This window comes from Christiangramia portivictoriae DSM 23547 (genome assembly GCF_000423045.1).
Lineage (GTDB): Bacteria > Bacteroidota > Bacteroidia > Flavobacteriales > Flavobacteriaceae > Christiangramia > Christiangramia portivictoriae.
In genome coordinates, this window is sequence record NZ_AUHF01000007.1 from 34,566 (window position 1) to 60,535 (window position 25,970).

The window sequence follows — 25,970 nt, forward strand, 5'->3', positions numbered from 1 at the left end:
AGAAGCTTAGTTTATGCAGCAGATTTTCAATTTTCTTATTAGGAATAAGAATTCAATTCTATTCCTGTTCCTGTTTGCTGTTTCTATTTTTCTCACAGTACAAAATCATTCCTTTCATAAAAGCCGGTTTATTAGTTCTGCGAACTGGGTTACCGGTGGCGTGTATTCGTGGTCCAATGGCATCAATACCTACTTAAATCTGGAAGAATATAACGAACGCCTTATTGCTGAGAACAACCAGCTTCGAAATATCATTTCTAACATGAATGATAGCATTTCGATCTCAAAACAACTGGACAGCACTTCATTTGAAGGTGATTATATTTTCCGGCCTTCTCGTGTGATTAATAACAACTTCGCCAAGATCGATAATTACCTTACTCTTAACCGCGGAGAGAATTCTGGCATCCAGAAGGAATTTGGTGTCATTACCAGCCAGGGGATTGTTGGAATCGTAGACAGAGTTAATAATAAATATTCCCGCGTAATTTCCATACTTAACAGCAGGTCCAGGATCAATGCGCAATTGAGTAGCACCAATCATTTTGGGAGTCTGGTCTGGAACGGGGAAGATCCAAACATTGTGCAGTTAATCGATGTGCCACGACAGGCACCGGTTCAAAAAGGAGACACGATCATTACAGGTGGACGTTCGCTCATTTTTCCTGAAGGTTTACCCATTGGAAGCATTAAGGATTTTACACTTGATCAAACGCAGAGTTATTATACTATCAACATCAAACTATTTAACGACATGACTAATATTGGTTATGTTTATGTAATAGAGAATATCAATAAAGACGAAATCAAGGAATTGCAGGAGCCAGATGAACAGTAAACTAGTATCAAATATCGCCCGCTTCGTGATCCTCATATTTCTGCAGGTTCTAATTCTGAATAATATTAATTTTCTGGGTTATATCAACCCCTATTTATATGTGTTGTTCATTCTGCTTTATCCCTTTGCCGGAAATCAAAGTTTATTTCTTCTTCTATCCTTTTTGCTCGGGCTGAGCATCGATATATTTGAAGATAGTGGCGGGATCAATGCCGCCGCATGCCTGGTAGCAGCTTTTGCCAGACCTAACCTGCTTCGATTCTCATTTGGTATCAGTTATGATCACCAGAATATCAGGCTGGCCTTTACTCCATTTGGAGCGAAATTTAGTTATGTATCACTGCTCGTACTTATCCATCATTTCGTGTTTTTTTCCTTGGAAATGTTCAGTGTAAATCATATACTTCTAATACTCAAGAAAACTCTTTTTTCAAGTATCTTTTCAGTAATTCTAATATTGCTGTCGTTAACACTTTTCAGTAGAAAACATCGATGAGAAAATTATTGCTGTATATCACGATCCTTACCACAGGAATCATATTCCTGGGGAGATTGTTCTATTTACAGGTGATCGATACTTCTCTGGCCATACGCTCCCAGGATAATGCCATCAAAGTGATCTACGATTACCCGCAGCGAGGTTACATTTACGATCGCAACGGAGAATTGATGGTTAGCAACCAGCCTTCTTATGATGTCATGGTTATCCCAAGGAACCTTAAACCTTTCGATACGACCGAATTTTGCAATATTCTGAATCTTTCCCGCGAAGACCTGGAAAAGAAACTGGATAAGGCAAAGATCTATTCTCCCATGTTACCTTCAGTAGTTATACCGCAGCTTACCAAAAGTGAGTACGCGATACTTCAGGAGAAAATGAGGAATTACCAGGGGTTCTATATTCAGAAGAGATCATTGAGGGATTACCAGGTAGACCACAGCGCCAATGTACTGGGTTATATTGCCGAAGTAAACCAGAAGATCGTAAATGATAATCCTTACTATATATCTGGTGATCTTATTGGCCGGGCTGGTGTTGAGAGCTATTATGAAGAACTTTTAAGAGGTGAAAAAGGCGTAAAATACATTCAGAAGGATAGATTCAATAGAGATATTGGACCTTATAAAGAAGGTATTTTTGACTCTTTGCCCGAAAAAGGAAAGGATATTACTTTGACTATCGACGCCGTGTTGCAGGATTACGGCACAAAATTAATGGAAAATAAGCGAGGTGGTATTGTGGCACTTGAACCTAATACCGGCGAGATCCTAACCCTGATCACGGCTCCAACTTATGATCCGGCAGATTTGGTAGGTAGAAAACGCTCTCCAAATTTTACGAAATTATACCTTGATGAAGATGCAAAACCGCTTTATGATCGTGGCCTTTTAGCCGAATATCCTCCAGGATCTCCTTTTAAAACTCTAAATGCATTAATCGGACTCCAGGAAGATGTTGTGGATACAGATGATGCATTTTCCTGTAATCATGGTTATCCTTATGGCCGCGGTAGAAAACTGGGCTGCCATGCGCATAGTAGTCCGCTGAGCATGATTCCTGGCATCGCGCAATCCTGTAACGCCTATTTCGCCAATGTCTACCGAAGAATTATTGAGAAGTATCCAACTCCGCAGGAAGGAATGGATGCCTGGAATGCACATTTAAAGAGTTTTGGACTTGGAGATTACCTGGGGTCCGACCTAAGTACAGGAAGATCAGGTAAAATTCCGGATTCTGAGTATTACAATAAGATCTACGACTATCCAACTTACAAATGGTATGCTACAGCGACTCTCTCAAATGCGATCGGGCAGGGAGAAGTTCTTATGACTCCAATTCAACTGGCAAATATGGCAGCAACCATAGGAAACAGAGGCTGGTTCTATACACCTCACATTTTGAAGGAGGTAAATGGGCAGCCAATTAAGGATGAGAAATACACCACGAAAAAAGTAACCACTATAGAAACAAGGCATTTTGAACCAGTTGTAGAGGGAATGCATGAAGTGTACAAGAGTGGAACAGCTTCTGCTCTAAGAATTCCGGGTATTGAAATAGCAGGTAAAACCGGAACCGCTGAAAACTTTACAAGAATCGACGGAAAGAGGGTACAGCTTACAGATCACTCGATCTTTGTAGCATTTGCCCCCGTAGACAATCCTAAGATCGCCATCGCGGTATTTGTTGAAAATGGATATTGGGGCGGTCGTTATGCCGGAAGAATCGCGAGCCTCATGATCGAGAAATATCTAAAAGGCACTATTACCAGAACAGATATGGAAGACTGGATCCTGTCGCATAGTCTTGAAGATGAATATGCCAAGCCATTGAGTGGCGAACCTTTCACAATAAACAGATAAATGGCGAGAAGCACTGGAGCCAGTTTTGACTGGATAAGTATTTTAATCTATTTAGCACTTATACTTTTTGGATGGGCCAATATATACTCAGCTTCATTAGGCTCTACCAGCGGTTCTTTTTTTGACCTGGATCAACCTTACGGAAAGCAGGCTCTTTTCGTAGGTCTAAGCATTTTTCTCGTTATAATTATTTTGTCCATTGAAGCAAAATTTTATCAGCGATTCTCCAGTATCATCTATTTAGTATCGCTACTATCCCTTGCCGGACTTTTTGTCTTCGGAAAAACAATTTCAGGAGCTACCTCCTGGTACTCGTTTGGAAGCTTTGGATTGCAACCATCTGAATTTGCTAAATTTGCCACTGCCCTGGCGCTGGCAAAATATCTAAGCGACATTCAAACCAACATTAAAAGACTCGATCACCAGGTCAAAGCTTTTATCATTATCGCCATTCCAGCGATCTTAATTGTACCTCAACCGGATCCCGGAAGCGCCCTTGTTTATGCCGCTTTCTTTTTCCCTTTGTACCGGGAAGGTCTTTCCGGGTTCTACCTGGTTACCGGGCTATCTGCGGTTACTGTCTTCATTTTAACGCTAATTATTGGACCTGTCTGGGTTGCTGCCCTGGTAGTGGCTATTGCAGGAATCATGTTTTTTATGAAATCGCGTAAAGGACCGGGTAAAGTATTGATCAGCATTTTCGCGATCATATCCATTGCCTTGAGTTTTTCAGTAAACTATATCTTCGAAAATGTCTTTGAACAGCGTCACCGGGATCGTTTCAACATTGTACTGGGAAAAGAGGTAGATTCCAGAGGTATTGGATACAATACTAACCAGAGTGAGATCGCGATCGGTAGCGGCGGATGGTTTGGAAAAGGCTGGACCGAAGGAACGCAAACTAAAGGACATTTTGTTCCAGAACAACATACAGATTATATATTCAGTACCGTAGGAGAGGAATGGGGTTTCCTTGGCAGCGCCATGGTTGTATTTCTATTCGTTGGTTTATTGCTGAGACTTATTGTACTTGCTGAGCGACAAAGAAATCAATTCTACCGCATTTATGGCTACTCGGTCATTGGTATACTATTCATTCACTTTCTGGTGAATATAGGGATGGTGATAGGTATTTTTCCAACCGTTGGTATTCCTTTACCATTTTTTAGTTATGGTGGTTCAGGTCTTTGGGGATTCACCATCTTACTATTTATATTTATCAAACTCGATAGCGACCGGCTATCCTACTAAGAACACTGTTCTGTCATAAGCAGGAGTGCTGCTACTAACAGAATGATAAATGGATAGATATACTTTCGTTTCATAGTATCAATTATATGCATAAAAAAACCCGGAATTTCTCCCGGGTTCTAATCATTTAGCTGAATTAGCTTTTCACTCTTTTGGACTTGTCTACACCTGCCATTTTGTTTCTGGTGATGTTATTCATTTTCATATCTGAAAGTACATTCACAGCTTCTTCGATATAAACATCTTTACTCAGGCTTTCATGCCATCTCAACCTCTTTTCCTTCAGAATGGTATCTGTAGCAAATAGCTGTTCTTCAAAAGGCAGGGAGTTGTAGGTGAGATCTGTTTTGTAATCTCTGATGGACTCAAATTGCTTGGCCATCTCTTTATCTTCCGTAGCCTGCGCAGCATATTCAGCATAGTTTAACGGGTAACTGCTTTCATCACTTTGGGTCTTCACCCATTTTGCATTCTCTTCAATCATTTTTAGCTGAGAGTTAGAGCTCATACGTTGCTTGCTGGCAGCAATCGCTTCATCATAGCCCACATAGCCGTCCCAGATATCATAATCTGCAGCATCGATCTTATCCCATGGTAATGGGTTTTCCTGGTCTTTTTCACCAATATCCACAAAGCTATAACGATCTGGAACTACGACATCACTCTTTACACCTTCCAACTGAGTAGAGCCACCATTTACACGATAGAATTTTTGCGTAGTGATCTTTAAAGCACCCATATCACCCATTTCATTATTTCGCAGCCATCTGTTCAGGTCGATCACATTTTGCACCGTTCCCTTACCATAGGTTTGCTTACTACCAATAATGATCGCTCTCTTGTAATCCTGCATTGCAGCGGCCAGGATTTCTGAAGCTGAAGCTGAAAGTTCATTCACCAGGATCACGAGTGGTCCATCCCAAAGCACCTGAGGATCTTCATCCCTAAGCACTTCCTTTCTCTGTCCATTTGATTTCACCTGAACAATAGGGCCTTCTTCGATAAACATCCCGGCGATGTCCACTACCGTCTTAAGTGATCCTCCACCATTATTTCTAAGGTCAAGAACCAGACCTTCCATTCCTTCCTGTTTTAATCTTATAATGTCTTCCTTGATATCTGAAGCAGCATTCCGGCTACTATAATCCTCCATATCAAAATAGAATTTTGGAAGATTTATGATTCCGAAGTTCTTACCATCTTTCTTTACCATGGAAGTTTTTGCGTAAGTTTCTTCGATCTCAATCACATCTCTAACCAGGGTGACATCTTCAATATTACCCATTACTTTCTTACGTACTGTAAGCGTTACTTTAGTGTCTTTAGGGCCTTTGATAAGGTCTACTGCATCATCCAGTCTCATTCCCACAATGCTTACCGCATCCTGTTCATCTTCCTGCTTTACCTTAAGAATCACATCACCTTCAGTGATTTCATCACTTCTCCACGCGGGACCTCCAGAGATTACTTCAGTAATAGTAATATTATCGCTATCCTTTACCAATCTTGCTCCAATTCCTTCCAGTTTTCCAGACATGGCAATGTCAAACCTGTCCTTTTCCTGAGGGGCAAAATAAAAAGTATGTGGGTCAAATTCTTCAACGATAGCATTGATGTATACTGAAAAGTAATCTTCTCTTTCAAGATCATCTGTAAAATCATAGTAGCGCTCCATATTGGAAAGCGTAGACTCTCTTGCCTCTTTTTCCAGTTCAGCATCAGATTTTATAGTATAGGAATCATCTGCTTCCTTTTTTGTTTCTTCATCCTGCTTAAGATCATGATACGTGATCAAAGTATTAAACTTCAGTTGTTCTTTCCATCTTTTGGTCAATTCGGCCTTGGAAGAAACATACTTCAGGTTATCATAATCTGTATCGATCTTCTCATTTTCAGTAAAATCGAATGGCTCTGCAAGTATTTTCTTGTAAATGGACCTGGCCTCTTCCATTCTTTGCTGAAGTCTTCCGTAGGTAAGATTAAAGAATTCGATATCTTTTCCTTTAATTTGATCGTCGATCTTATCCTTAAATGAACTGAAGTCTTCAATATCCTTTTGATAAAAGAACCTTTTTGAAGGATCCATTCCTTCAAGATAATCCTCATATACGTTCGCAGAAAATTCGTCATTGATCTCCTTTGCATCATAATGTCCCTGGTTAAGAACATAGGTGATAAGATCTATCAATAATTTGTCTTTATCTGGATCGTCAAAAGTCTTGGTTGTAAAACTACAGGACGCAGCTGCCATAAAGACCATGACCGCCAGTAATTTAAAATTCCTTTTCATAATTCTTTTTAATTTCGTCATCGCGTGGTTACATCTAGTACAGTAAAAACTATGCCAACAGACACTTAGAAACCTCCTAATTTGTCAAACCACTAATATAACGTTTCCTTATTTAAATTCTTATTTTAGCTGAACCAAATAAAACAGCATGAACAAGAAGAAACCACTGATTCTGGTTACTAATGACGATGGAATCACCGCTCCCGGAATTCGTACTCTAATCGAGGTCATGAAGGAAATTGGTGACGTGGTAGTGGTCGCTCCGGATAGTCCCCAAAGCGGAATGGGTCACGCCATCACCATTAGCGATACTCTTTTTTGCGAACAGGTGACTATCAAGGAGTCTTATAAACATAAAGAATACAGCTGCTCGGGAACTCCGGCAGATTGTGTAAAGATCGCAACCCAGGAGATACTTGACCGTAAGCCAGATCTTTGTGTAAGCGGTATCAATCATGGATCTAATAGCTCCATTAATGTGATATACTCTGGAACGATGAGCGCTGCGGTAGAAGCTGGAATAGAAGGAATTCCTGCAATTGGCTTTTCACTACTGGATTACTCGTTAAACGCCGACTTTGAGCCTGCCAGGAAGTATGTTAAAGCGATCGTTAAAAATACACTGAAAAATGGTCTTCCGGAAGGTGTTGTTCTCAATGTAAACATTCCCAAGCTAGGTTCTGCTGATATTAAAGGCATGAAAGTATGCAGACAGGCCAATGCTCATTGGGAAGAAGAATTCGATAAAAGAACGAGCCCGCAGGGTCGTGATTATTACTGGTTAACCGGAACTTTTGTAAATAAAGATGAAGGTAAGGATACAGATGAGCAGGCGCTGGCAGATGGTTATGTCTCCATTGTTCCTGTACAATTCGATCTTACAGCACATCACTTTTTAAAAGAACTGAATAACTGGGAGTTTGATGATTAAACAGGATATTCTAACTGGTTTTATTACCGGGCTGGCGGCCAACATTGCCGGAGTCCTGGTTTATACCGGATTATTCTCAAATGCCGGGATAGACGCTACCCTGGCCGATGCTGTCGCCAACGATTATTTAGGAAAGGTCTTTGCTCTGGGTGCTATTCTCAACTTCCTGCCATTCTATATTTTTCTACGGAAGAAACAGAATTACCATGCACGCGGAGTACTGTTGGCAACCATTATTGTAGCCGTCGCTGTAGCGATTTACAAATTCGTGTTATGAAGTATTATATTATAGCCGGCGAAGCTTCCGGAGACCTGCACGCATCCAATTTGATGAAAGCGCTGAAAGAAGAAGATCCTGATGCAGATTTCAGATTTTGGGGTGGTGATCTTATGCAGGCCCAGGGTGGAACAATGGTGAAACACTACCGGGAACTGGCCTTTATGGGTTTTGCTGAAGTTATTATAAACCTGCGTACGATCTTCAGCAATATTAAACTCTGCAAAACAGATATCAATGAATATAAGCCGGATGTAATTATATATATCGATTATCCTGGCTTTAATATGCGAATTGCTGAATGGGCTAAAAAACAGGGATATCAAAATCATTACTATATTTCCCCGCAAATCTGGGCCTGGAAAGAAAACCGAATTAAAAAGATCAAAAGGGATGTGGATCACATGTATGTTATTCTGCCATTTGAAAAACAATTTTATGAGCAGAAACATAATTTCCCTGTAGAATTTGTAGGTCATCCATTACTCGATGCTATTCAGAACAGGCAGGTGCCGCCACCTGAAGTATTTAGAAGAGAACATCATTTAGATAACAAGCCTATCATTGCGTTATTACCGGGAAGCAGGAAACAGGAAATAGAAAAAATGCTGAGTATCATGCTTAGCGTTACAGATCATTTCAAGGATTACCAATTTGTGATCGCTGGCGCACCCAGCCAGGACAAAGAATTCTACCAGGATTTCACCGACAGGAAGAATGTGAGCCTTATCATGAATAAAACTTATGATATCCTCAGTTTTGCGCATGCGGCTCTAGTGACTTCCGGAACTGCAACCCTTGAAACCGCACTTTTCAAAGTTCCCGAAGTAGTGTGCTACAAAGGCAGTTATATCTCTTATCACATTGCTAAGCGTATTATTAACCTGGATTATATATCACTCGTTAACTTGATCATGGATCGCGAGGTGGTAAAAGAATTGATTCAAAGTGAACTCAATACTGAAAATCTGAAAAAAGAACTATCTAAGATACTTCAGGATGAAAAACGAGAAGAGATCTTTAGAGAATATCATGAACTGGAACAAAAGCTTGGTGGAGCTGGTGCCAGCAAGAATACAGCCAAACTCATCATCAATAAAATGTAGGGAATGAAAACAGCGGTTTTTCTAAAATTAGTGTTGGTCTGCATGCTGCTGGCCATTCTCAGTTCCTGCGGAAGCAGATCCAGAGTCATCACAACCAAAGAAGCGCAATCCAGGGTTTTAAGAAACGAAAATAAGCCGGAAAGGCTGGTGAATGAGCGAGAGCATAAAACTGATGCCAAAGTCGCTGAAAAGATCGTAAAGCATGCCAAAGGTTTTGAAGGCACCAGGTATAAATTTGGTGGCACCACCAAAAAAGGAATGGACTGTTCAGGGTTGGTTTATGTAAGCTTTCTGGAAGAAGGTTTGTCGCTACCAAGAACATCACGGGCAATGTCCCTAAAGGGAAGAAGATTATATTTAAAAGAAGTCAGCACCGGTGATCTGTTATTTTTTGAAACGGACAAGAACAAAAAGGTTATCAACCACGTTGGTCTGGTTGTTCAGGCAGACAAAGACCATATTTATTTCATACATTCATCAACTTCCAGAGGCGTTATTATCTCCTCACTTTCAGAAACTTACTGGAAAGATAATTTTGTGCTGGCACGTCGCGTGATTTAAAAAATTAATTACTTTCAGGCGGTTAATTCTACAGCTTGAAAAGTTCAGGATTCGTTTTTATACGGCTTAGTTTGTACCTGTTAGCGGGAATTCTGCTGGGCTTCTCCATTTGGGTAGATCTGGTTCTAAGCCTGTTAATCAGCATGGGCTTCCTGCTCCTCTTTTTCATCGCCTATCACAGAAGTACGAAACCAGTATTTCCAGATAACTTCTTCGGAATACTCACCTTTTTATTAATTGCCAGCCTGGGATTTACTGCAGTTCAGCTTAGGCAACCGGAAAACATATCCTCACATTATACCAATTTTGAACTTGAAGATGGGCAAATTCTTAAAGCTGAAGTTTCAGAAGAATTAAAACCGAATCAGTATAGTTCCAGATATATTATTGAAGCCAGATCACTTCAGACTACAAATAAATCTTTCAAGCTTACCGGAAAAATCCTGCTCAGCATCAATAAAAACCCAGAGAAGCTGATAATTTTAAGGCCTGGTGATGTTTTATTGCTCCCGTTTAAGCCAGAAAACGTCAAACCACCATCGAATCCTTTTATGTTTAGTTACAAGGACTACCTGGAGGGTTTGAAGATCCATCGGCAGTTGCAATTAACTTCTTCAGAAGTAGAGGTTCATTCTTATAATAAGAGTTTGCATAGTTATTCCAGGTCTTTACGAAGGGACCTTATCGGCAAAGTTCGAAAACATGATTTTTCGCAAAACGAGCTGGCGGTATTTCAGGCATTAATACTTGGTCAACGCAGCGATTTGAATGACGAACTTTATAAAGACTACTCTGCGGCAGGAGCGGTGCATATCCTGGCCATTAGCGGACTCCATATTGGAATCCTTTTATTGATACTCAACTGGCTCTTACAACCTCTAAAAAGATCTAGATCCGGGAAATTCGCAGGCTTGCTTCTATCGCTTCTAATTTTATGGGCTTTTGCCATACTCACAGGGCTGCAGCCATCGGTAGTAAGAGCAGTAACCATGTTTAGCTTCCTGGCTGTGGGTTTAAATTTAAGAAGGAAAACCGGAGCTTTTAATAGCCTTGCTCTATCATTCTTCTTCCTCCTGCTTATCGATCCTTACTATATACTACAAGTCGGCTTTCAGCTAAGTTATCTCGCGGTATTCAGCATTTTGCTGATCCAGCCAAAACTATATAAATTAGTAAACATCGATGATAAGTTCCTTGATTATTTCTGGAAATTGAGTTCCGTGAGTATTGCTGCGCAGATTGGCGTCCTGCCCTTAAGTATTTATTATTTCCATCAGTTCCCGGGACTGTTCCTGCTTACGAACTTATTTATCCTTCCTTTTCTGGGTGTATTGCTCATTTCAGGTATTGTAGTGCTGGCGTTGGCATATTTTGGCTACTTACCAGATCTTTTTGTACGGATATTCAATGAAATGCTGGCAGGCATGAACTGGATTGTTACAGAGATCGCTTCTCAAAAGCAATTCGTGCTAAGTAATATTGACCTCGATCTTTATCATATGATGGCTCTGTACGTGGTTTTAGCAGGTTTATTGATGTTCTGGCAAAAAGCGAGCTTTAGAAATAGTACAGTTTTACTAATAGGAATCATATTTCTTCAGCTTAGCAGCATCGCCACTAGAATTTCAAATCCTTCAGCTGAAGTTATGATCATGCATCGCTACAAAACAAGCGGCATTACTTTTAAGGAGAACGACCATTTGTTAGTTGCTACAAGCACTTCCGAAGCACCACAACTAATCGATTACATACGCGAACGTAAGATCAAGAGACTCGAGCGAAAGGCGATAGAAAAGGCCTATACGACTCCGCGTGGTTTACTGTATGTCCAGAGTGATAGTATCATCCTGCCAGAGCTAGAGATTTCCCCTGAGTTACTTTTGCTTCGGAATTCTCCTAAAATCAATTTTGAAAGGTTGCTAATGAATTCCAAACCGAAACAGGTCATAGCCGATGGAAGCAATTATCCCTATCTGGTAAAAAAGTGGAAAGAGACTGCGCGTAATAAAAAAATCCCTTTCCATGCTACTGCTGAAAAGGGAGCTTATATCCTGAAGTAACTGGCTTGCTATCCAGAGAATTTGTTTTCAAAATTCTCCTGGTAGGCTTTCCAGTCTTCCTCTGTAGTAACAGTTTTATAGTCGTTGGAGGCAAAAACTTTTAAGAATATTTCGAGCTTTTGAGGAGTGAGATATCCCTTGAGTGGAGAAAGAAACTTGCCTTGTTCATCGAAAAACACCATCGTTGGGTAGGCATTTACGCCCATAGCCAGGGCAAACTCATGCACAGAATTCCTTCCTTTCCTGTCGGCTTGATAATTCGGGTTCTTAAATACCTTGTCTTTGTATCTCACTACCTCATTACCTTCTGCATTAAATTTTACAGCGTAGTAATGTTTATTGATATAATTCGCGACGTCCTTATTACCAAAAGTGTTTTTATCCAAAAGTTTACATGGACCACACCAGGTAGTATAAGCATCTACAAAGATCTTTCTTGGCTCTTTCTTTTGAGCTGCCAAAGCTTCATTCATACTCATCCACTTAATTTCCTGCGCCTGTACCGCTGATACAGCCATGATGAGAATGAGAAAAAAAATCAGTTTTTTCATATGCTAAAATTAATGAATTTAGCTAAGAGCAAAAAGCGTTCCTAAGCTAATAGAAACGCTTTAATATGGCTTTAATTATTTGATTCCGTGCATCAATTTCTTGAGCAATGGATTCAGCAAGGCTACCAGCAATCCACCTGCAATCGGAACTATGGTGAATATGAGGAAGAAGGTAGAAAGGTCATACTGTTCTGTGACAGATTCGATCATACCTCCAAGTGATCCGGCAAGTTTGTTTCCAATGGCGATCGCCAGGTACCACATCCCGAACATAAAGGCGATCATTCTTGCTGGCACCAGCTTACTTACGTATGATAATCCAAGTGGTGACAGACATAATTCACCAAGAGTATGAAGCAAATATGCCAGAATAAGCCAGATCATGCTCACTTTCGCTCCTGCTGCAAGTCCGCTTGACCCAAGAGCTAGTAGTCCAAAACCAAGACCGAGCAGTACAAGCCCAAAACAGTATTTGTAGGCTGCAGAAGGATTGTATTTACTTTCCCACCATTTCGAGAAGAAAGATGCAAAAACAATAATAAAGAAAGAATTCAGAATGCTAAACCACGACACCGTGATCTCGGTCGTAGTTGCTGAAAATTCACGCACTAACATCCAGATCACCAAAGCCCAGATCCCCGCAAAGCATATTCCCAGGATGATATTAGAACCTGGGATTTTAGAAAAAGTCTGCTTCCATAGTAGATACAGCACCCAAGTGATGATTGCCAGCGGCACTACGGTAAGCAGTGCATTCATAATATTGAAAACCATGGCAGAGTTTCCAGTGAGCACTCTGTCTACATTATCCCTGGCGAAAATGATCAGGGAAGATGCTCCCTGTTCGAATGCCAGGAAAAAGAATACTGTAAATACAGCAAAAATAATCACTGCGATCAGGCGGTCACGAACAATTGGCGCATATCGGGCAATTCTGGATATTACCAGAATCAAAAATAGTATTAAACCAATCAAAGCCATTCCAATAGGGCCGGAAAAAGGTTCGCCACCAAAATCGAAAGGCATCACCACGGGAAGTAAATTGAGATCTCCAATCCGGGACAATGGATCGTTGATCAAGTATAAAAATCCAATGCACGCAGAAGCAAAGACCAGTATCTTATCTAGTAGCGTAAAAGGATTTGGCTTGTGCTGTACTCCTTTGCTTTCCTCTTCTTGTAAATGTTTTGCCGCCAGTTCTTTATCTGGAACCCCACCAATCTTTCCGAAGAGAGGTTTCGCGAGCCAGAATTGTAAAGTCCCGAGAAGCATGAAGATTCCGGCAAGGCCAAAGCCCCAGCTCCAGCCAATCTTTTCGGCAAGATAACCGCAGAGCATCATTCCGAAGAATGCCCCTGCATTTACACCCATATAGAAAATGGTATAGGCACCATCTTTTTTATCGGTTTTACCTTCATACATTTCAGAAATGATGGAGGTGATATTTGGTTTAAAAAAACCGGTTCCAATCACTAATAAACCAAGTCCCAGGTAAAGAGAAGTTTCAGTCTCCAGTGCCATGGATGCATGACCCAGGGTCATGATCGCAGCACCTATGATCACTGCCCAGCGATAACCAGTAAATTTATCTGCGATGAGTCCGCCCAGAATTGGAGTGAGATAAAGCAATCCGGCATAGGTTCCGAAGAGAGCTCCGGCATTTTCAGCGGTCCAGCCCCAACCGGGATTATCGACGCCTACGATCGCCATGGTAAGAAAATTTACCAAAAGCACCCGCATTCCGTAGAAAGAGAAGCGTTCCCACATTTCAGTAAAGAAGAGGACAAAAAGTCCTGCAGGATGGCCTAATACTTTACTCTTAAAGAAATCATTTTCCAGGTTCACTGTTCCCTGCACACTCATAACCGGATGAGTTTAAGATTTGGTATTTGCCAGATCATACTCTTCCTGCTCAGGCAATTCTCTTTCGTTGTCTTCCACGCCGTGAGTAAGCCTTTTTAGTGGCTTTAGCATAATAAGAACAATCGCTGCAAATATCACAGTGAAAATGGTGATTCCTGAGAAAATAGCAATATCTCCTGCTTCTGAAGCAAATTCACCAATGATCCCAGCAACTTTGTTTCCAAGTCCTGTGGCCGCAAAGTAAACACCCATCATAAGCGATGCGTATCTTACCGGAGCCAATTTCGTGATAAAGGAAAGTGCAACCGGAGATGAACACAACTCACCTATGGTGTGGAATAAATAAGCCAGTACCAACCAGTACATGGCAGATGAACCATTAGACTCGAATTGTAGAGCTGCAAATACCATGAAAATAAAACCAAGCCCCATGATGATCACCCCTGTAGCCATCTTGAAAATGGAAGAAGCCTCTTTACTTTTAAGTTTACGCTTAGCCCAGTAATTTGCCACCACGAGACCAAAAACAATAATAAACAGGGCATTTAAGGACTGGAACCATGATGCTGGCACCTCATTTCCAATTAATGGTAAACTAAATGGCAATGATCTATCTGTATTATCCAGAGCGTAAATATTCATCAATCCACCGGCCTGCTCAAAAGCTCCCCAGAATACAATTACCAGGATAAAAGATAGTAACATTACCACATAACGGTCTTTCATCACCTTGGTTGTAAGATCTTTATAAACCATCATCATCATACTGATCACAAGGGTTAGGAAAATGAACAGCAGGCCGTAACCTATTCCTATAAAGAAAAATCCTGCAATTGAAGCTACAAGTAGAATTCCGGTGATTGCTAATTGAACCGGAGACTTAAATAAGTCGGCAAACAAATTACCAAGAGAAGCACCTTCATCCCGCTCCACTTTGGAAAGCAGGTTTCCAACGTTCACCAGGTGTTTTTGTCCAACGAGGTAAACAATCAATCCAAGTGCCATTGCGATCCCGGCCAGACCAAAACCATAATGCCATCCTATGTTTTCTCCTACATATCCCACAATCAAACTTGAGAGGAAAGCTCCCAGGTTAATACCAATATAGAAAATCGTAAATCCTTTATCTCTTCGAATATCACCTTCTTTGTAAAGACCTCCCACCATGGTTGAGATATTCGGTTTTAAGAAACCAACACCGGCAATAATTAAACCCAGACCTGTATAGAATGCCCACATTTCTTCCACTGCCAGTATACCATGTCCCGCAACCAGCACAATACCTCCTATAAGGACGGCTCGTTTTTGCCCAAATACTTTATCGGCCAGGATTCCTCCCGGTATCGATGCGACATATACCAGCATGGTGTACCAACCGTAGAGCGCCAGGGCCTCAGCCTGGGTCCATCCCAGTCCTGCGTTACCTTCAGTAGTTGCACTTACAAGGTAGAGTACCAGAATAGCACGCATTCCATAATAGGAAAAACGTTCCCACATTTCAGTGAAAAATAAAATATAGAGACCTACCGGGTGGCCAAATAATTCTTTTTGTTTAACGCGTACGTCTGTAGTTGCCATTTATTAGAGGATATTAAATTAAAGTTTTTCGAGTATAAAGTCTGTCATCATCTGGTATAGATGAAGTCTGGTGTTTCCACCATAAATTCCATGATTTCTGTCTGGGTAGATCGCCCAGTCAAATTGTTTGTTCGCCTGCACGAGTTCTTCCACCATGCGCATGGTATTCTGCACATGTACGTTATCATCACCGCCACCGTGTATCAACAAATAATCACCTTCGAGTTTATCTGCATGGCTTAACGGGGAATTCTCATCGTATCCGGAAGCATTCTCCTGCGGAGTACGCATATATCTTTCAGTATAAACCGTGTCGTAAAATCTCCAGCTGGTAACCGGGGCTACGGCAATCGCCATAGAGAACACATCATTACCTTTTAATATTGCGTTGGTAGACATAAATCCACCGTATGACCAACCCCAGATTCCAATACGATCTGCATCCACATAACTCATTTCAGCTAACTGTCTGGCTGCTGCGATTTGATCTTCCACTTCAAATTTTCCAAGTTCCTGGTAAGTTACTTTTTTAAATTCAGCTCCTTTGAAACCTGTTCCTCTACCGTCAATACAAACGATCATATATCCTTTGTTCGCCAGTAATTGATACCAGTAATCATTACTTCCAAAGTATGAATTGGAAACCGACTGTGATCCGGGACCGGAATATTGAAACATTAAAACCGGGTACTCCTTATTCTCATCAAAGTTTGCTGGTTTGATCGTCCACATGTTCAGCTCATTTCCATTCACATTGATACTGGAAAGTTCTTTTGGTGAAAATTGATAAGCTTCATTATTTTTTAGGAGCTCGTTGTTATTAAGGATCTCACGCACCTGCTTACCATCTTTAGCCTGGTGCAGCGTATAAACCGGTGGCGTATTCACATTCGTAAATGTGTTGATGAAGTAGGTGTAATCTGCACTGAAGTCGGCTGAATTTGTACCATCTTTCCTGGTTAGCCTTGTTTTTGATTTTCCATTGGGCTTGATAGAATAAATATCCCTGTTCACACTTCCATTTTCAGTACTTTGAAAATAGATGCGTTTAGCCTTTTTGTCAAAACCATAGTAATTGGTCACTTCCCATTCTCCTGAAGTAATCTGATCGATCAACTTTCCATCTTCAGCATAGTGGTAAATATGATTCCAGCCATCTTTTTCGCTGGTCCAGATAAAACTATTGTCTTCAAGAAACGTTAGATTATCTGTGATATCCACATAAGCCTCATCAGTCTCGTTCAGGACCACTTTGGCTTCATTGGTTTCAGCATTTACAAAGATAAGATCCAGATTATTCTGATGCCTGTTTAAAACCTGAACGCTTAGCAGCATCTCTTCTGAAGACCATTTGATTCGTGGGATATAGAAGTCTGCATAATCTCCCAGTTTAATTTCTTCGGAAGAGTTCGCTTCTACATCGTACATATGCAGGCTAACTTCTGAATTGGACTCACCCGCCTTTGGATATTTAAAAACCTGTTGTGTTGGGTAAAGGTCTTTTCCGAAGAGATCCATAGAGAATTCCGGTACTGCTGATTCATCAAACCTTAAGTAAGCGATCTTTTCACCGGTTGGGTTCCAGGCAAAGGCTTTTACAAAAGAAAATTCCTCTTCATAAACCCAGTCTGTAATACCATTAATAACACTGTTGATCTCCCCATCCATGGTCACTTGTGTTTCTTTCATAGATTCAAGATCCAGCATATAAATGTTGTTTTCGAACACATAAGCAAGCTTGGAATTATCTGGGGAAAAAGAAGCTTCCTGGATTTTCTTGTCGCTAACTTTTGTGAGTTTTTTAGAAGCTATATCATAGACGTGAACGATTTCTCTCGATGAACGCCTGTAAATAGGCTCAATTTCAGTAGAAAGTAAAATTTTATTCTCGTCTTCGCTGAATTTGAAACTTTGAAAACTTTTAATTTCGGTAAGGTCTTTACTGTCCAGAAGTGTACGGGTTTTTTTACCAGTCTTATAACTGTAAATATCGATGCTCACCGTACCGGTCTCGCGATCGCGGTTCATCACCACATATTCTTCTCCGTTATTGAGAGATTGCAGGGATTGAAGCCTTTCCTGGCGGAAACTACCATTCCAGATCTCTTCAAGACTAACTTCCTTCTTTTGTGCAGATAGCACTGAAGTCGCCATGAGTAAAAAGGCAACAAAAGTATAGGGGAATTTCATAAAATTTGTAGAATAATTAATGCAGGCCAAGTTTACTAAAATTTAACCAAAAAATGACTATCATATCTTGTAAATTACTAAGTAAGTGTTAAAGAGACAGGGCTATCCCGGGGCATGAAACCACTTTATACAGGTCTTAAATTAGCTTCGTATCTTTGTGCTCCTGAAAACTACTCAAATGACCAAACCCGTTAACGGATTCTCCAGGCTCAGTAAGCAAGAAAAGATCGACTGGCTGGCAGAAAACTACCTGTCAAAATCTCCTGAAGCTGTAGCTATACTCCAGAATTACTGGAATACAGACGAAAGCCTTCAAAAGCTGCATGACGAATTTATAGAGAACACGATCTCCAACTACTATCTTCCCTTTGGGATTGCTCCAAACTTTAAGATCAATGACCGGCTATACGCCATACCAATGGCGATTGAAGAAAGCTCGGTAGTTGCTGCCGCGAGCAAAGCGGCGAAATTCTGGGGAGAACGTGGAGGGTTTAAAGCTGAAGTTTTAAATATGACCAAAATTGGCCAGGTTCATTTCATGTTCAGGGGCAGTAAAAAAAATCTGGAACGTTTTTTCGAGGAAAATCGTCAAAACCTGCTCGATGCTGTAGCTCCTATCACCAAAAATATGGAAAAGCGTGGCGGCGGAATTCTGGATCTTGAGCTAGTAGATAAAACTTCAGAACTCGAGCATTATTATCAGCTATTCGCAAAGTTCGATACACGTGATTCCATGGGTGCGAACTTCATTAATTCATGCCTCGAGAAATTCGCAGATGTCCTGCGGAACCAGGCGCGAGTCACCAACTATTTTTCAGAAGATGAAAAGCAGCTGGAAATTGTAATGAGCATACTTTCCAATTATGTTCCTGAATGTATTGTAAGAGCAGAAGTTTCCTGTCCTGTAGATCAATTATCAGACAACCCAGAGATACAGGGAAGAGATTTCGCAGAGAAATTCATACAGGCGATTAAAATTGCTGAAATTGAGCCCTATCGCGCAGTGACACATAATAAAGGAATCATGAACGGGATCGATGCCGTGGTACTGGCTACCGGGAATGACTTTCGCGCGGTTGAAGCTGGTATTCATGCCTATGCCTCCAGAAATGGACGCTATACAAGCCTGACGCATGCGAAGCTGGAAGATGGTATTTTTCACTTTTGGATGGAAATTCCTCTTGCTCTTGGTACGGTTGGCGGCCTTACCTCACTACATCCATTGGTAAAACTTGCACTGAATATGTTGCAGGATCCGTCTGCTGAAGAATTAATGAAAATTACAGCCGTTGCCGGATTAGCGCAGAATTTTGCCGCGGTTAAATCTCTTACCACTACAGGAATTCAGCAAGGACACATGAAAATGCACCTTATGAATATCCTTAACCAGCAACAGGCTACCGAAGAGGAAAAACAACTAATGATCGCTTACTTCACCAAAAACACAATTACGCATAGTGGAGTGATCGAACAACTTGAAAGAATACGAGGCTAATGCAGCAATATCATAGTAACGGCAAATTATTGCTTACGGGAGAATATGCCATTCTGGATGGCGCGAAATCTTTAGCATTACCAACCAGAAAAGGCCAGTCCTTACTGGTGGAAGCCAATGATTCTTCCATTATTTCCTGGCAAAGTCTGGACAAAGACAAGCAAAGCTGGTTCCAGGCAGATTTCAAAATAAACGATGGTGAGTTTTCAACAGAAAACTCTGTTCTTGCAAATCCCGAACAAAAGGAAATTGCAAGACGCTTACAGCAGATCCTGAAGTACGCCTACGCTATAAAACCGGAAAATTTCAGGAATGGTTATGATATTAAGACTTTACTGGAGTTTAATAGAAAATGGGGCCTGGGAACCTCCTCTACCTTAATCAACAATATTGCGAACTGGCTGGATCTTGATGCCTATAAACTTCTGGAGGCCACTTTTGGTGGCAGTGGTTATGATATTGCTGCAGCAAATAACGATCATCCCATCAGCTTTCAACTAACTGACCGGGAAGCTTCAGTATTTACGGTAGATTTTGATCCTCCATTTAAGAATGAACTTTTTTTCGTGTATCTCAATCGTAAACAGAATAGCCGAGAGGCGATCGCCCATTACCGCAAGCAGAGCACCTCCAACAGAACAGCGCTAATTGAGAAGATCTCTGGCATTACTGAACAGGTACTGAGATGTGATAACCTGATAGAATTCAAAATGCTTTTAAAGGCGCATGAAATCCTGATTTCAAAGGCAATAGCTACTCCAAGGATACAGGATCAATTGTTCCCGGATTATAAAGGATTTGTAAAAAGTCTTGGCGGCTGGGGAGGAGATTTTGTAATGGCGACCGGTGATGAACTATCGAAAGAATACTTTAGAAATAATGGATATCGTGACATCCTAAGCTATTCTGAAATGATCAAATAAAAAAATCCTCATCTTTCGATGAGGATTTTTTTACAACTGTAATTGCTAAGCCTTAGTAGAACTTAGCCCTGTTATCCTGAATATCTGCTTTCTTCTTCAAAGCTTCAAAAACTCTGGAAGTAGCCTGAGCTCTTCTTGAAGCACTTTCCTGGTTAGCAAAGGCTTTATAGGATTCCATTTTTGGAGCTTCGAACTTACTTACAAGCTCTGCAATATACACACCCTTTTCGCCAGCGATAGGCTCACTCATTTCTCCTTTTTCGAGTGAAAAAACAGTACCCACTACTTCCGGCTCTTCACCTGCTCCTGCCAGAGTAGGACTGTTAAGGTTCACCGCATCTGCAGTTTGAACACTTACACCTTGATTTCCGGCAATCTCTTGTAGAGAATTTCCTTTAAGTCTTTCCTTAATAAGTTCCGCTTTCTTTTGCTTAACCAAAATTGGAGTAACTTCAGCTGAAGCTTCTTCAACACTCATAAGACCTTTGTCCTGCTTGGAAGTAAGCTGTGCAACAACGTAGCCATTGTTCGTATCAAATCTTCTTACGTCCCCAACTTTGGCATCATCTTCAAATGCCCACTGGATCACTCTTCTTTGAGCACCAGCACCAGGAATGTTCTCATCAAGCGCTTTTACATCTTTTACAGTACGTACTTCATAATTGCTTTCCTTTGCTACTTTACCAAAGCCTTCAGCCGCAGCGATCTCAAACTTCGTTACTTCGTTGAACTGTTCGTTCATTGTTTTTTCTGAAGCCTGTATCTCTCTGGCAATGGTCGCAACTTTCACCGCTCTGGCAGCTTCAGTTTGATCATCTATGGAAATTACATGATATCCAAGTGGAGTTTCCACAACACCTATATCTCCGGTTTTATTTTCAAACACGTAATTTTCAAATGCTGGGATCATCATTCCAGGAACGAAGTATCCAAGATCACCAGCCTGTTCTTTATTGGAAGTATCGGCTGAAAATTCAGAAGCAAGTGCTGCGAATTTACCGGAGTCTGATCTTACAACTCCAGCAATACTATCAGCTAAAGCTTTAGCATCAGCCTTTGTTCTATTACCGGCTGCACCTAACTGAGAACCGTTGTAGCTAATTAGAATGTGACTTGCTTTTACAGAATCTGGAATATTTTTGGTCTCCACAACCTTACTAAGTTTCCAGAATCCGTTTTCCTTATAAGGACCAAAAGATTCTCCCTCGTTAAGATTGAAGATCTGCTCAGCGTTCTCACCTTTCAGATCATTTCTGAATCTAAAGATGTTCTGATAAGGAAGATCTGAGTTGTTGGCAATAAAATCTGCATAGTTATCTGTACTGTCAAATCCTGGAAGAGTGTCATTCGCACCTATCGCTGCGTTATATTCAACTCGCTGACTTCTTAATTTTGAAAGTGCTTCTTTAGCTTCAGATTCATCATCCATGGAAGCGGCTTCTTCAAAAATCACATACTGCATGCTTCTGGAAGCATCAGATTCATATTTGGAAGCATGTTTTTCGATATATGACTTGATATCAGATTTAGAAACTTCAACTTCACTATCTGGAATTGAAGAATAAGGAATCTGGACAAATTTCATATTAATATTATCATTCTGCATCTTGTAAGCCTGCTCACCTTCCAGTAATGTTGCTCCAACACCAGCGCTAACCATGTTGTAATAAGCATTCATCTTGGCGGTTTGCGCAAGATTAGAAGTAAACTGCTGCCACTGAGCATAAGCCTCTGGAGAGGTTTCCTTTAAATTGGCAACATATTCCCTTAGTCTGTTCTCATCAAACATTCCAGCTTCATTAGAGAAGTTTGGATTTCCAGCCATTTGAGTACGCACAAGTTCAGTTACCTGATCTTCTCCCGCTCTTAAACCTAATTTCTCCACTTCTTCTTCAAGAATTACCTGGCGTAATTTCTGGTCCCAGATACGGTTTACCGCCTGGGTAGTACTAATATTATTACCCATATTTCTTTCGAAAGCCTCCACTTCACGGGCAAATTCCTCTCTATCCACATCGTTCCCGTTCACGGTTGCGATTACATTTTGGGAATCCTGGCCACTAAAGCCTCCATTTCTAATCACATCGGCCAATACAAAAGAGAAAAGAGCCAGTGCAATGATAATAATCAGGAAAACAGAACGCTGTCTGATTTTGTTTAATACTGCCATTTGAATATAAAATTTGTCAAAATATAGGGGGCGAAAATAAGGTTTTTAGGCTAATAATAAAATTTAAAATTAGCAAATTCTTAACTTTCAATTTTTAGTCTTCCGGATTGATTTTCAGCTCTACCAATTCGATTTTGGTGTTGGAAGTTTCCAGGATTTTGATCTCGAAATCCTCGATCTTAATGACTTCTCCCTGCTGCGGAATTTCTTCGGTATGGTTGACTATAAATCCGCTTAAGGTTTCGTAGTTTTCTCCCTCGGGAATTTCAGTCCTGTAATTCTCGTTTAAATAATCTACTTCCAGCCGGGCTGAAAATTTAAAGTGATTATCTGCCAGTTTTTCCTCGATCAATACTGCTGAATCATGCTCATCTTCAATCTCTCCAAAAAGTTCCTCCACAATATCTTCAACCGTCATCATCCCACTGGTACCTCCATACTCATCGATAACCACTGCAATACTTTTTCTTTTTTTGATCAGTATATTCAGAACATCCTTGATCCACATGGTTTCCGGCACAAAGATTACTGGTAAAAGGATTGATTTGATAGATCTTGGTCTTTTAAACAACTCGAAGGAATGTACATAACCAATAATATCATCAATGGTATCGTTGTAAACCAGCAATTTCGATAGTCCGGTTTCTGTAAAGGTTTCAACCAGGTCACTTGGCGCCTGGTTTTGATCTACCGCGATGATCTCGGTTCTTGGAATCATCACCTCTCTAGCCTTAATATCTGAAAATGACAAAGCATTCTGAAAGATCTGAATTTCACTATCCACATCCTCGTGCTCTTCAACAGTTTCCATTTGTTCACTAATGAAGTTGCCTAATTCCACTTTACTGAAGGCTAATTGAACTTCATCTCCATCGGTTTTGAAAAATCTCTTCAGAATAATATCTGAAATCCAGATAACAAAAGAAGACACAAAACTGAAGAGCAGGTAGAAAATATAGGCAGGTACGGCAAATAATTTTAACATGCTGTTGGCGTAGATCTGGAAAAATACCTTCGGAAGAAATTCCGCAGTAAGCAAAATTACGAGAGTAGATATAACTGTTTGAGTAAGCAGACTAAGATCCACAACGAGATAATTGATAATGCCATTCTGTGGATCGAGACCGCCTAACCAGTACATAAGCAGATCGCCCATGAAAAATCCATAAACCACCAGCGCTATGTTGTTTCCAACAAGCATGGTTGCGATGAATTTAGAAGGTTTTTTGGTAAGGCGTTTTAAAACGGTCGCCAGGAAATCATTTTGGCGCTTTTCTATCTCTATAAAGATCTTATTGGAAGAAACATAAGCGATTTCCATTCCTGAGAAAAACGCAGAAAGAATTAAAGAGCAAACTATGATAACTATCTCAACCTCCATTCAGGCTATTTATTGCGCTCTTCGTAGCGGCGCCTAAATCGCCGTTTGAAGAAGAACATGAATATTGCAATTGCCACAAAGAACAGAAATACGTAAGCCCGTTGCCGCTCATCATTCCAGATGCGCACTGCTTCAAAAAGAAAGAATGCTGCGAACATCAAGTATGCGTATTCAAAATATTTGAAAAATTTACTCATCTTCTTTTTCTTCTTCTACAATTTGGATTCCCGTATTGGTTCTTGAACGAAAATTACTGAAATCCTGATTAGAATCAAAACCAAGATCTTCGGTGTACGATCCATCCGGAAACCTGATCTTGTTTGGTTTATCTGTAAATACCCAGTTGCGATCCTGGTCCCAGAATAACTGACTCGCTTCCAGTTTGGTGCTATCTGCAGTTATGATAACAACATTACCCTGGAGGTCTACCAGCTTAGTTGCCTCATAAACGATCCCATAATCTGCAACTACGGTATTGCTTTCGTTCTTCTCATCAAAGAATTCCACTTCTACTCCATCGGGAAATTCCCGGTAAGGAAAGCTTTTATTGGTAAAATCCAGCATACGCGGACTCTTGAGTGTTGCTACCAGTCTGCCCGAATCTGTAAACTTTAAATTAATGCCCTCGGCAATGGCCTGCGGAGCATCTTCCTCCATGCTAAATGCACGGACCTCGCGAAGATTACCTTCGCATGAAAAAAGCATTGTCACGCCTAAGAGCGTGACAATGCCTGAAATAATATTGCTATATGTTAGCCTCATCTTATAGATTCGGTACTTTCACCGATGTCCCGATCCAACATCCAAAAGTGATGGACTGTCCTGGCTTGTAAGAAGACTGGAATACATCAGACTTCTGTGGAGCAAGACCTTTATAAGAAGCTGCTGCCTGATTTGCGTTAGAAGCGATCGATGGATCAACTCTTGCTGCTCTGGAAGCATAATCTGCCGCCAACCAGTACACTGCTCTTTTTGTAAAAGTATCTGTACCACAGCTATTTGCACTCTTAGCATACATATTTGCGATCTGTAGGTAAGCGCTACCAAGAGATGGCTTTGCAGCTATCGCTTTGTTGTAAAAGTTTCTGGCTTGACCGTACTGTCCTTTATCCTTATAGTTACCAGCGATTCTATAGTAGATCTTCGCCTGGTCAGACTTATTAGTTTCAAGCTCTGCTGCCTGGTTGTAATACTCCAACGCCTTTGAACCATTCCCATTAGCTTCAGCTAACTGCCCTAAAGAGTATGCAGACTTTGCAGATGGCTCTAACTTATGTAAAGCTTCAGAAACCTGGATGAACAATGGATCTTCAGTACAATCTTTAGCCGAAAGTCTAGCGTTTGCATTCTGTAACCATTTTACGTCCCCTTTCTTTTCCTCAAAATCTTTCTTGTATAAAGGGATAAGGTTACTACAATCTGCTCTTGCACCCAATTTCCCATTTAATGCATTTCTAACCATACTATAGTTCTTCAGGTTAATTTCAGCATTTTTGATCTTCTTTTCTTCCTTCGCAGTTAACTCTTCACCGTCTTCCTGCTTTTTAAGAAGTGGAGCCAGTGCCTCTGCAGCATCGTTCTCTTCTTTTTCGATCTTAGCATATACTTTATCGTATTGATCGAACACATTCTGAAGGTTTCTTTCTCCTGCATCCTGCATATCAACTACAAGGTCAAAATATGCATATAATGCCTTAGGGCTGGTGAAATTCTCTACATCTTCATTCCAGGCTTTGTCATAGGCCTTATAAAGCTCTTCCTTATCCCCAAGTTTGTTATCATACTTCAACTGAGCGATATCTGAATACACTTTTCCAGCCTTGGTTTTTTCAGGATACAATTCCAGTCTGGTTTCCCATACTTTGATAAGTTCCTTTACCAATTCACCTTTATCGCCTTCTTCGGCTTTATCAATTTTAGATTCGATAGCTCTTTCCAGGTACTGGTAAGTTGCAAGACTATATTTTGGACAGTCTTCCATCACTTCCATAAGTTTTGGATAAGCTGCCTCGTAATTTTTTGCTTTAGCAGCATCATAAGCCAAAGCTGCGGTAGTTGTACAATCCTGTGCACTAACAGCTCCAGTTCCTACCATGGCAACTGTCAAAAGTGCTAAGAAATTCTTTTTCATCGTTGTAGTTTAT

20 protein-coding genes are annotated in these 25,970 nt (G+C 40.7%); 11 read left to right on the forward strand and 9 right to left on the reverse strand.

Annotated elements, in window-relative coordinates; translation table 11 throughout:
- Positions 1-13: 13 nt before the first annotated feature.
- Genes mreC through rodA form a run of 4 tightly spaced genes read left to right on the forward strand, consistent with a single transcriptional unit; the run spans position 14 to position 4,450 of the window.
- Positions 14-838, forward strand: coding sequence for a rod shape-determining protein MreC (mreC, locus tag G529_RS0105210; protein WP_026914538.1), 825 nt, complete (start codon positions 14-16; stop codon positions 836-838).
- Positions 828-1,334 (forward strand): hypothetical protein, encoded by a 507-nt coding sequence (locus G529_RS0105215; RefSeq protein ID WP_026914539.1) that lies wholly within the window; start codon positions 828-830, stop codon positions 1,332-1,334. The genes mreC and G529_RS0105215 overlap by 11 nt, the downstream gene beginning before the upstream one ends.
- Entirely contained in the window at positions 1,331-3,199 is a 1,869-nt protein-coding gene (gene mrdA / locus G529_RS0105220) for a penicillin-binding protein 2 (protein ID WP_026914540.1), read from the forward strand. Before G529_RS0105215 ends, mrdA begins: the two co-directional genes overlap by 4 nt.
- A complete protein-coding gene (gene rodA / locus G529_RS0105225; RefSeq protein WP_026914541.1) occupies positions 3,200-4,450 on the forward strand; it encodes a rod shape-determining protein RodA in 1,251 nt (416 codons plus the stop codon).
- A 136-nt stretch (positions 4,451-4,586) separates the two neighbouring features.
- Here rodA and G529_RS0105230 read toward each other — a convergent pair whose 3' ends face one another.
- Positions 4,587-6,740, reverse strand: coding sequence for a carboxy terminal-processing peptidase (locus G529_RS0105230; protein WP_035695711.1), 2,154 nt, complete (start codon positions 6,738-6,740; stop codon positions 4,587-4,589).
- A gap of 148 nt (positions 6,741-6,888) precedes the next feature.
- Between G529_RS0105230 and surE the strand changes: the two genes are divergently transcribed.
- From surE to G529_RS0105255, 5 genes are read left to right on the forward strand one after another with little or no spacing between them, the layout of a single operon-like run.
- Positions 6,889-7,671 carry a 5'/3'-nucleotidase SurE gene (surE, locus tag G529_RS0105235; RefSeq protein ID WP_026914543.1) on the forward strand — a complete coding sequence of 261 codons (783 nt, stop codon included), beginning with the start codon at positions 6,889-6,891 and terminating at the stop codon, positions 7,669-7,671.
- Positions 7,664-7,948, forward strand: coding sequence for a hypothetical protein (locus tag G529_RS0105240; protein ID WP_026914544.1), 285 nt, complete (start codon positions 7,664-7,666; stop codon positions 7,946-7,948). Before surE ends, G529_RS0105240 begins: the two co-directional genes overlap by 8 nt.
- Entirely contained in the window at positions 7,945-9,054 is a 1,110-nt protein-coding gene (gene lpxB, locus G529_RS0105245; protein WP_026914545.1) for a lipid-A-disaccharide synthase, read from the forward strand. The genes G529_RS0105240 and lpxB overlap by 4 nt, the downstream gene beginning before the upstream one ends.
- Positions 9,055-9,057: 3 nt before the next feature.
- Positions 9,058-9,615: a C40 family peptidase gene (locus G529_RS0105250; RefSeq protein WP_035695591.1), complete on the forward strand. Its 558-nt coding sequence runs from the start codon at positions 9,058-9,060 to the stop codon at positions 9,613-9,615.
- Positions 9,616-9,650: 35 nt separating this feature from the next.
- Positions 9,651-11,675 carry a ComEC/Rec2 family competence protein gene (locus G529_RS0105255; RefSeq protein ID WP_026914547.1) on the forward strand — a complete coding sequence of 675 codons (2,025 nt, stop codon included), beginning with the start codon at positions 9,651-9,653 and terminating at the stop codon, positions 11,673-11,675.
- 8 nt (positions 11,676-11,683) lie between these two features.
- Here the strand turns inward: G529_RS0105255 and G529_RS0105260 are convergent, their stop codons facing one another.
- The 4 genes from G529_RS0105260 to G529_RS0105275 form a co-directional block, all read right to left on the reverse strand.
- Positions 11,684-12,226 carry a thioredoxin family protein gene (locus tag G529_RS0105260; RefSeq protein ID WP_026914548.1) on the reverse strand — a complete coding sequence of 181 codons (543 nt, stop codon included), beginning with the start codon at positions 12,224-12,226 and terminating at the stop codon, positions 11,684-11,686.
- Positions 12,227-12,301: 75 nt separating this feature from the next.
- Positions 12,302-14,089 (reverse strand): peptide MFS transporter, encoded by a 1,788-nt coding sequence (locus G529_RS0105265; RefSeq protein WP_026914549.1) that lies wholly within the window; start codon positions 14,087-14,089, stop codon positions 12,302-12,304.
- 12 nt (positions 14,090-14,101) lie between these two features.
- Positions 14,102-15,667: a peptide MFS transporter gene (locus tag G529_RS0105270; protein ID WP_026914550.1), complete on the reverse strand. Its 1,566-nt coding sequence runs from the start codon at positions 15,665-15,667 to the stop codon at positions 14,102-14,104.
- A gap of 18 nt (positions 15,668-15,685) precedes the next feature.
- The gene (locus G529_RS0105275; protein ID WP_026914551.1) at positions 15,686-17,857 is read right to left on the reverse strand and encodes a S9 family peptidase; all 2,172 of its coding nucleotides are present in this window, start codon (positions 17,855-17,857) and stop codon (positions 15,686-15,688) included.
- 178 nt (positions 17,858-18,035) lie between these two features.
- Here G529_RS0105275 and G529_RS0105280 point away from each other — a divergent pair, with 178 nt between their 5' ends.
- Entirely contained in the window at positions 18,036-19,352 is a 1,317-nt protein-coding gene (locus tag G529_RS0105280) for a hydroxymethylglutaryl-CoA reductase, degradative (RefSeq protein ID WP_026914552.1), read from the forward strand.
- Positions 19,352-20,275 (forward strand): GYDIA family GHMP kinase, encoded by a 924-nt coding sequence (locus G529_RS0105285; protein WP_026914553.1) that lies wholly within the window; start codon positions 19,352-19,354, stop codon positions 20,273-20,275. Before G529_RS0105280 ends, G529_RS0105285 begins: the two co-directional genes overlap by 1 nt.
- Before the next feature lie 52 nt (positions 20,276-20,327).
- On the opposite strand, the gene G529_RS0105290 is transcribed toward G529_RS0105285, so the two are convergent.
- The 4 genes from G529_RS0105290 to G529_RS0105310 all read right to left on the reverse strand — a co-directional run bounded on the left by G529_RS0105290 (position 20,328) and on the right by G529_RS0105310 (position 25,957).
- A complete protein-coding gene (locus tag G529_RS0105290; RefSeq protein WP_026914554.1) occupies positions 20,328-22,445 on the reverse strand; it encodes a peptidylprolyl isomerase in 2,118 nt (705 codons plus the stop codon).
- Positions 22,446-22,539: 94 nt separating this feature from the next.
- On the reverse strand, positions 22,540-23,826 hold the full coding sequence (locus G529_RS0105295) for a hemolysin family protein (RefSeq protein ID WP_026914555.1): 1,287 nt from the start codon (positions 23,824-23,826) through the stop codon (positions 22,540-22,542).
- Positions 23,827-24,015: 189 nt separating this feature from the next.
- Complete coding sequence (gene lptC, locus G529_RS0105305; RefSeq protein WP_026914557.1) at positions 24,016-24,588, reverse strand: LPS export ABC transporter periplasmic protein LptC; 573 nt, start codon at positions 24,586-24,588, stop codon at positions 24,016-24,018.
- A gap of 1 nt (position 24,589) precedes the next feature.
- Positions 24,590-25,957 (reverse strand): tetratricopeptide repeat protein, encoded by a 1,368-nt coding sequence (locus G529_RS0105310; RefSeq protein ID WP_026914558.1) that lies wholly within the window; start codon positions 25,955-25,957, stop codon positions 24,590-24,592.
- Positions 25,958-25,970 lie beyond the last annotated feature (13 nt).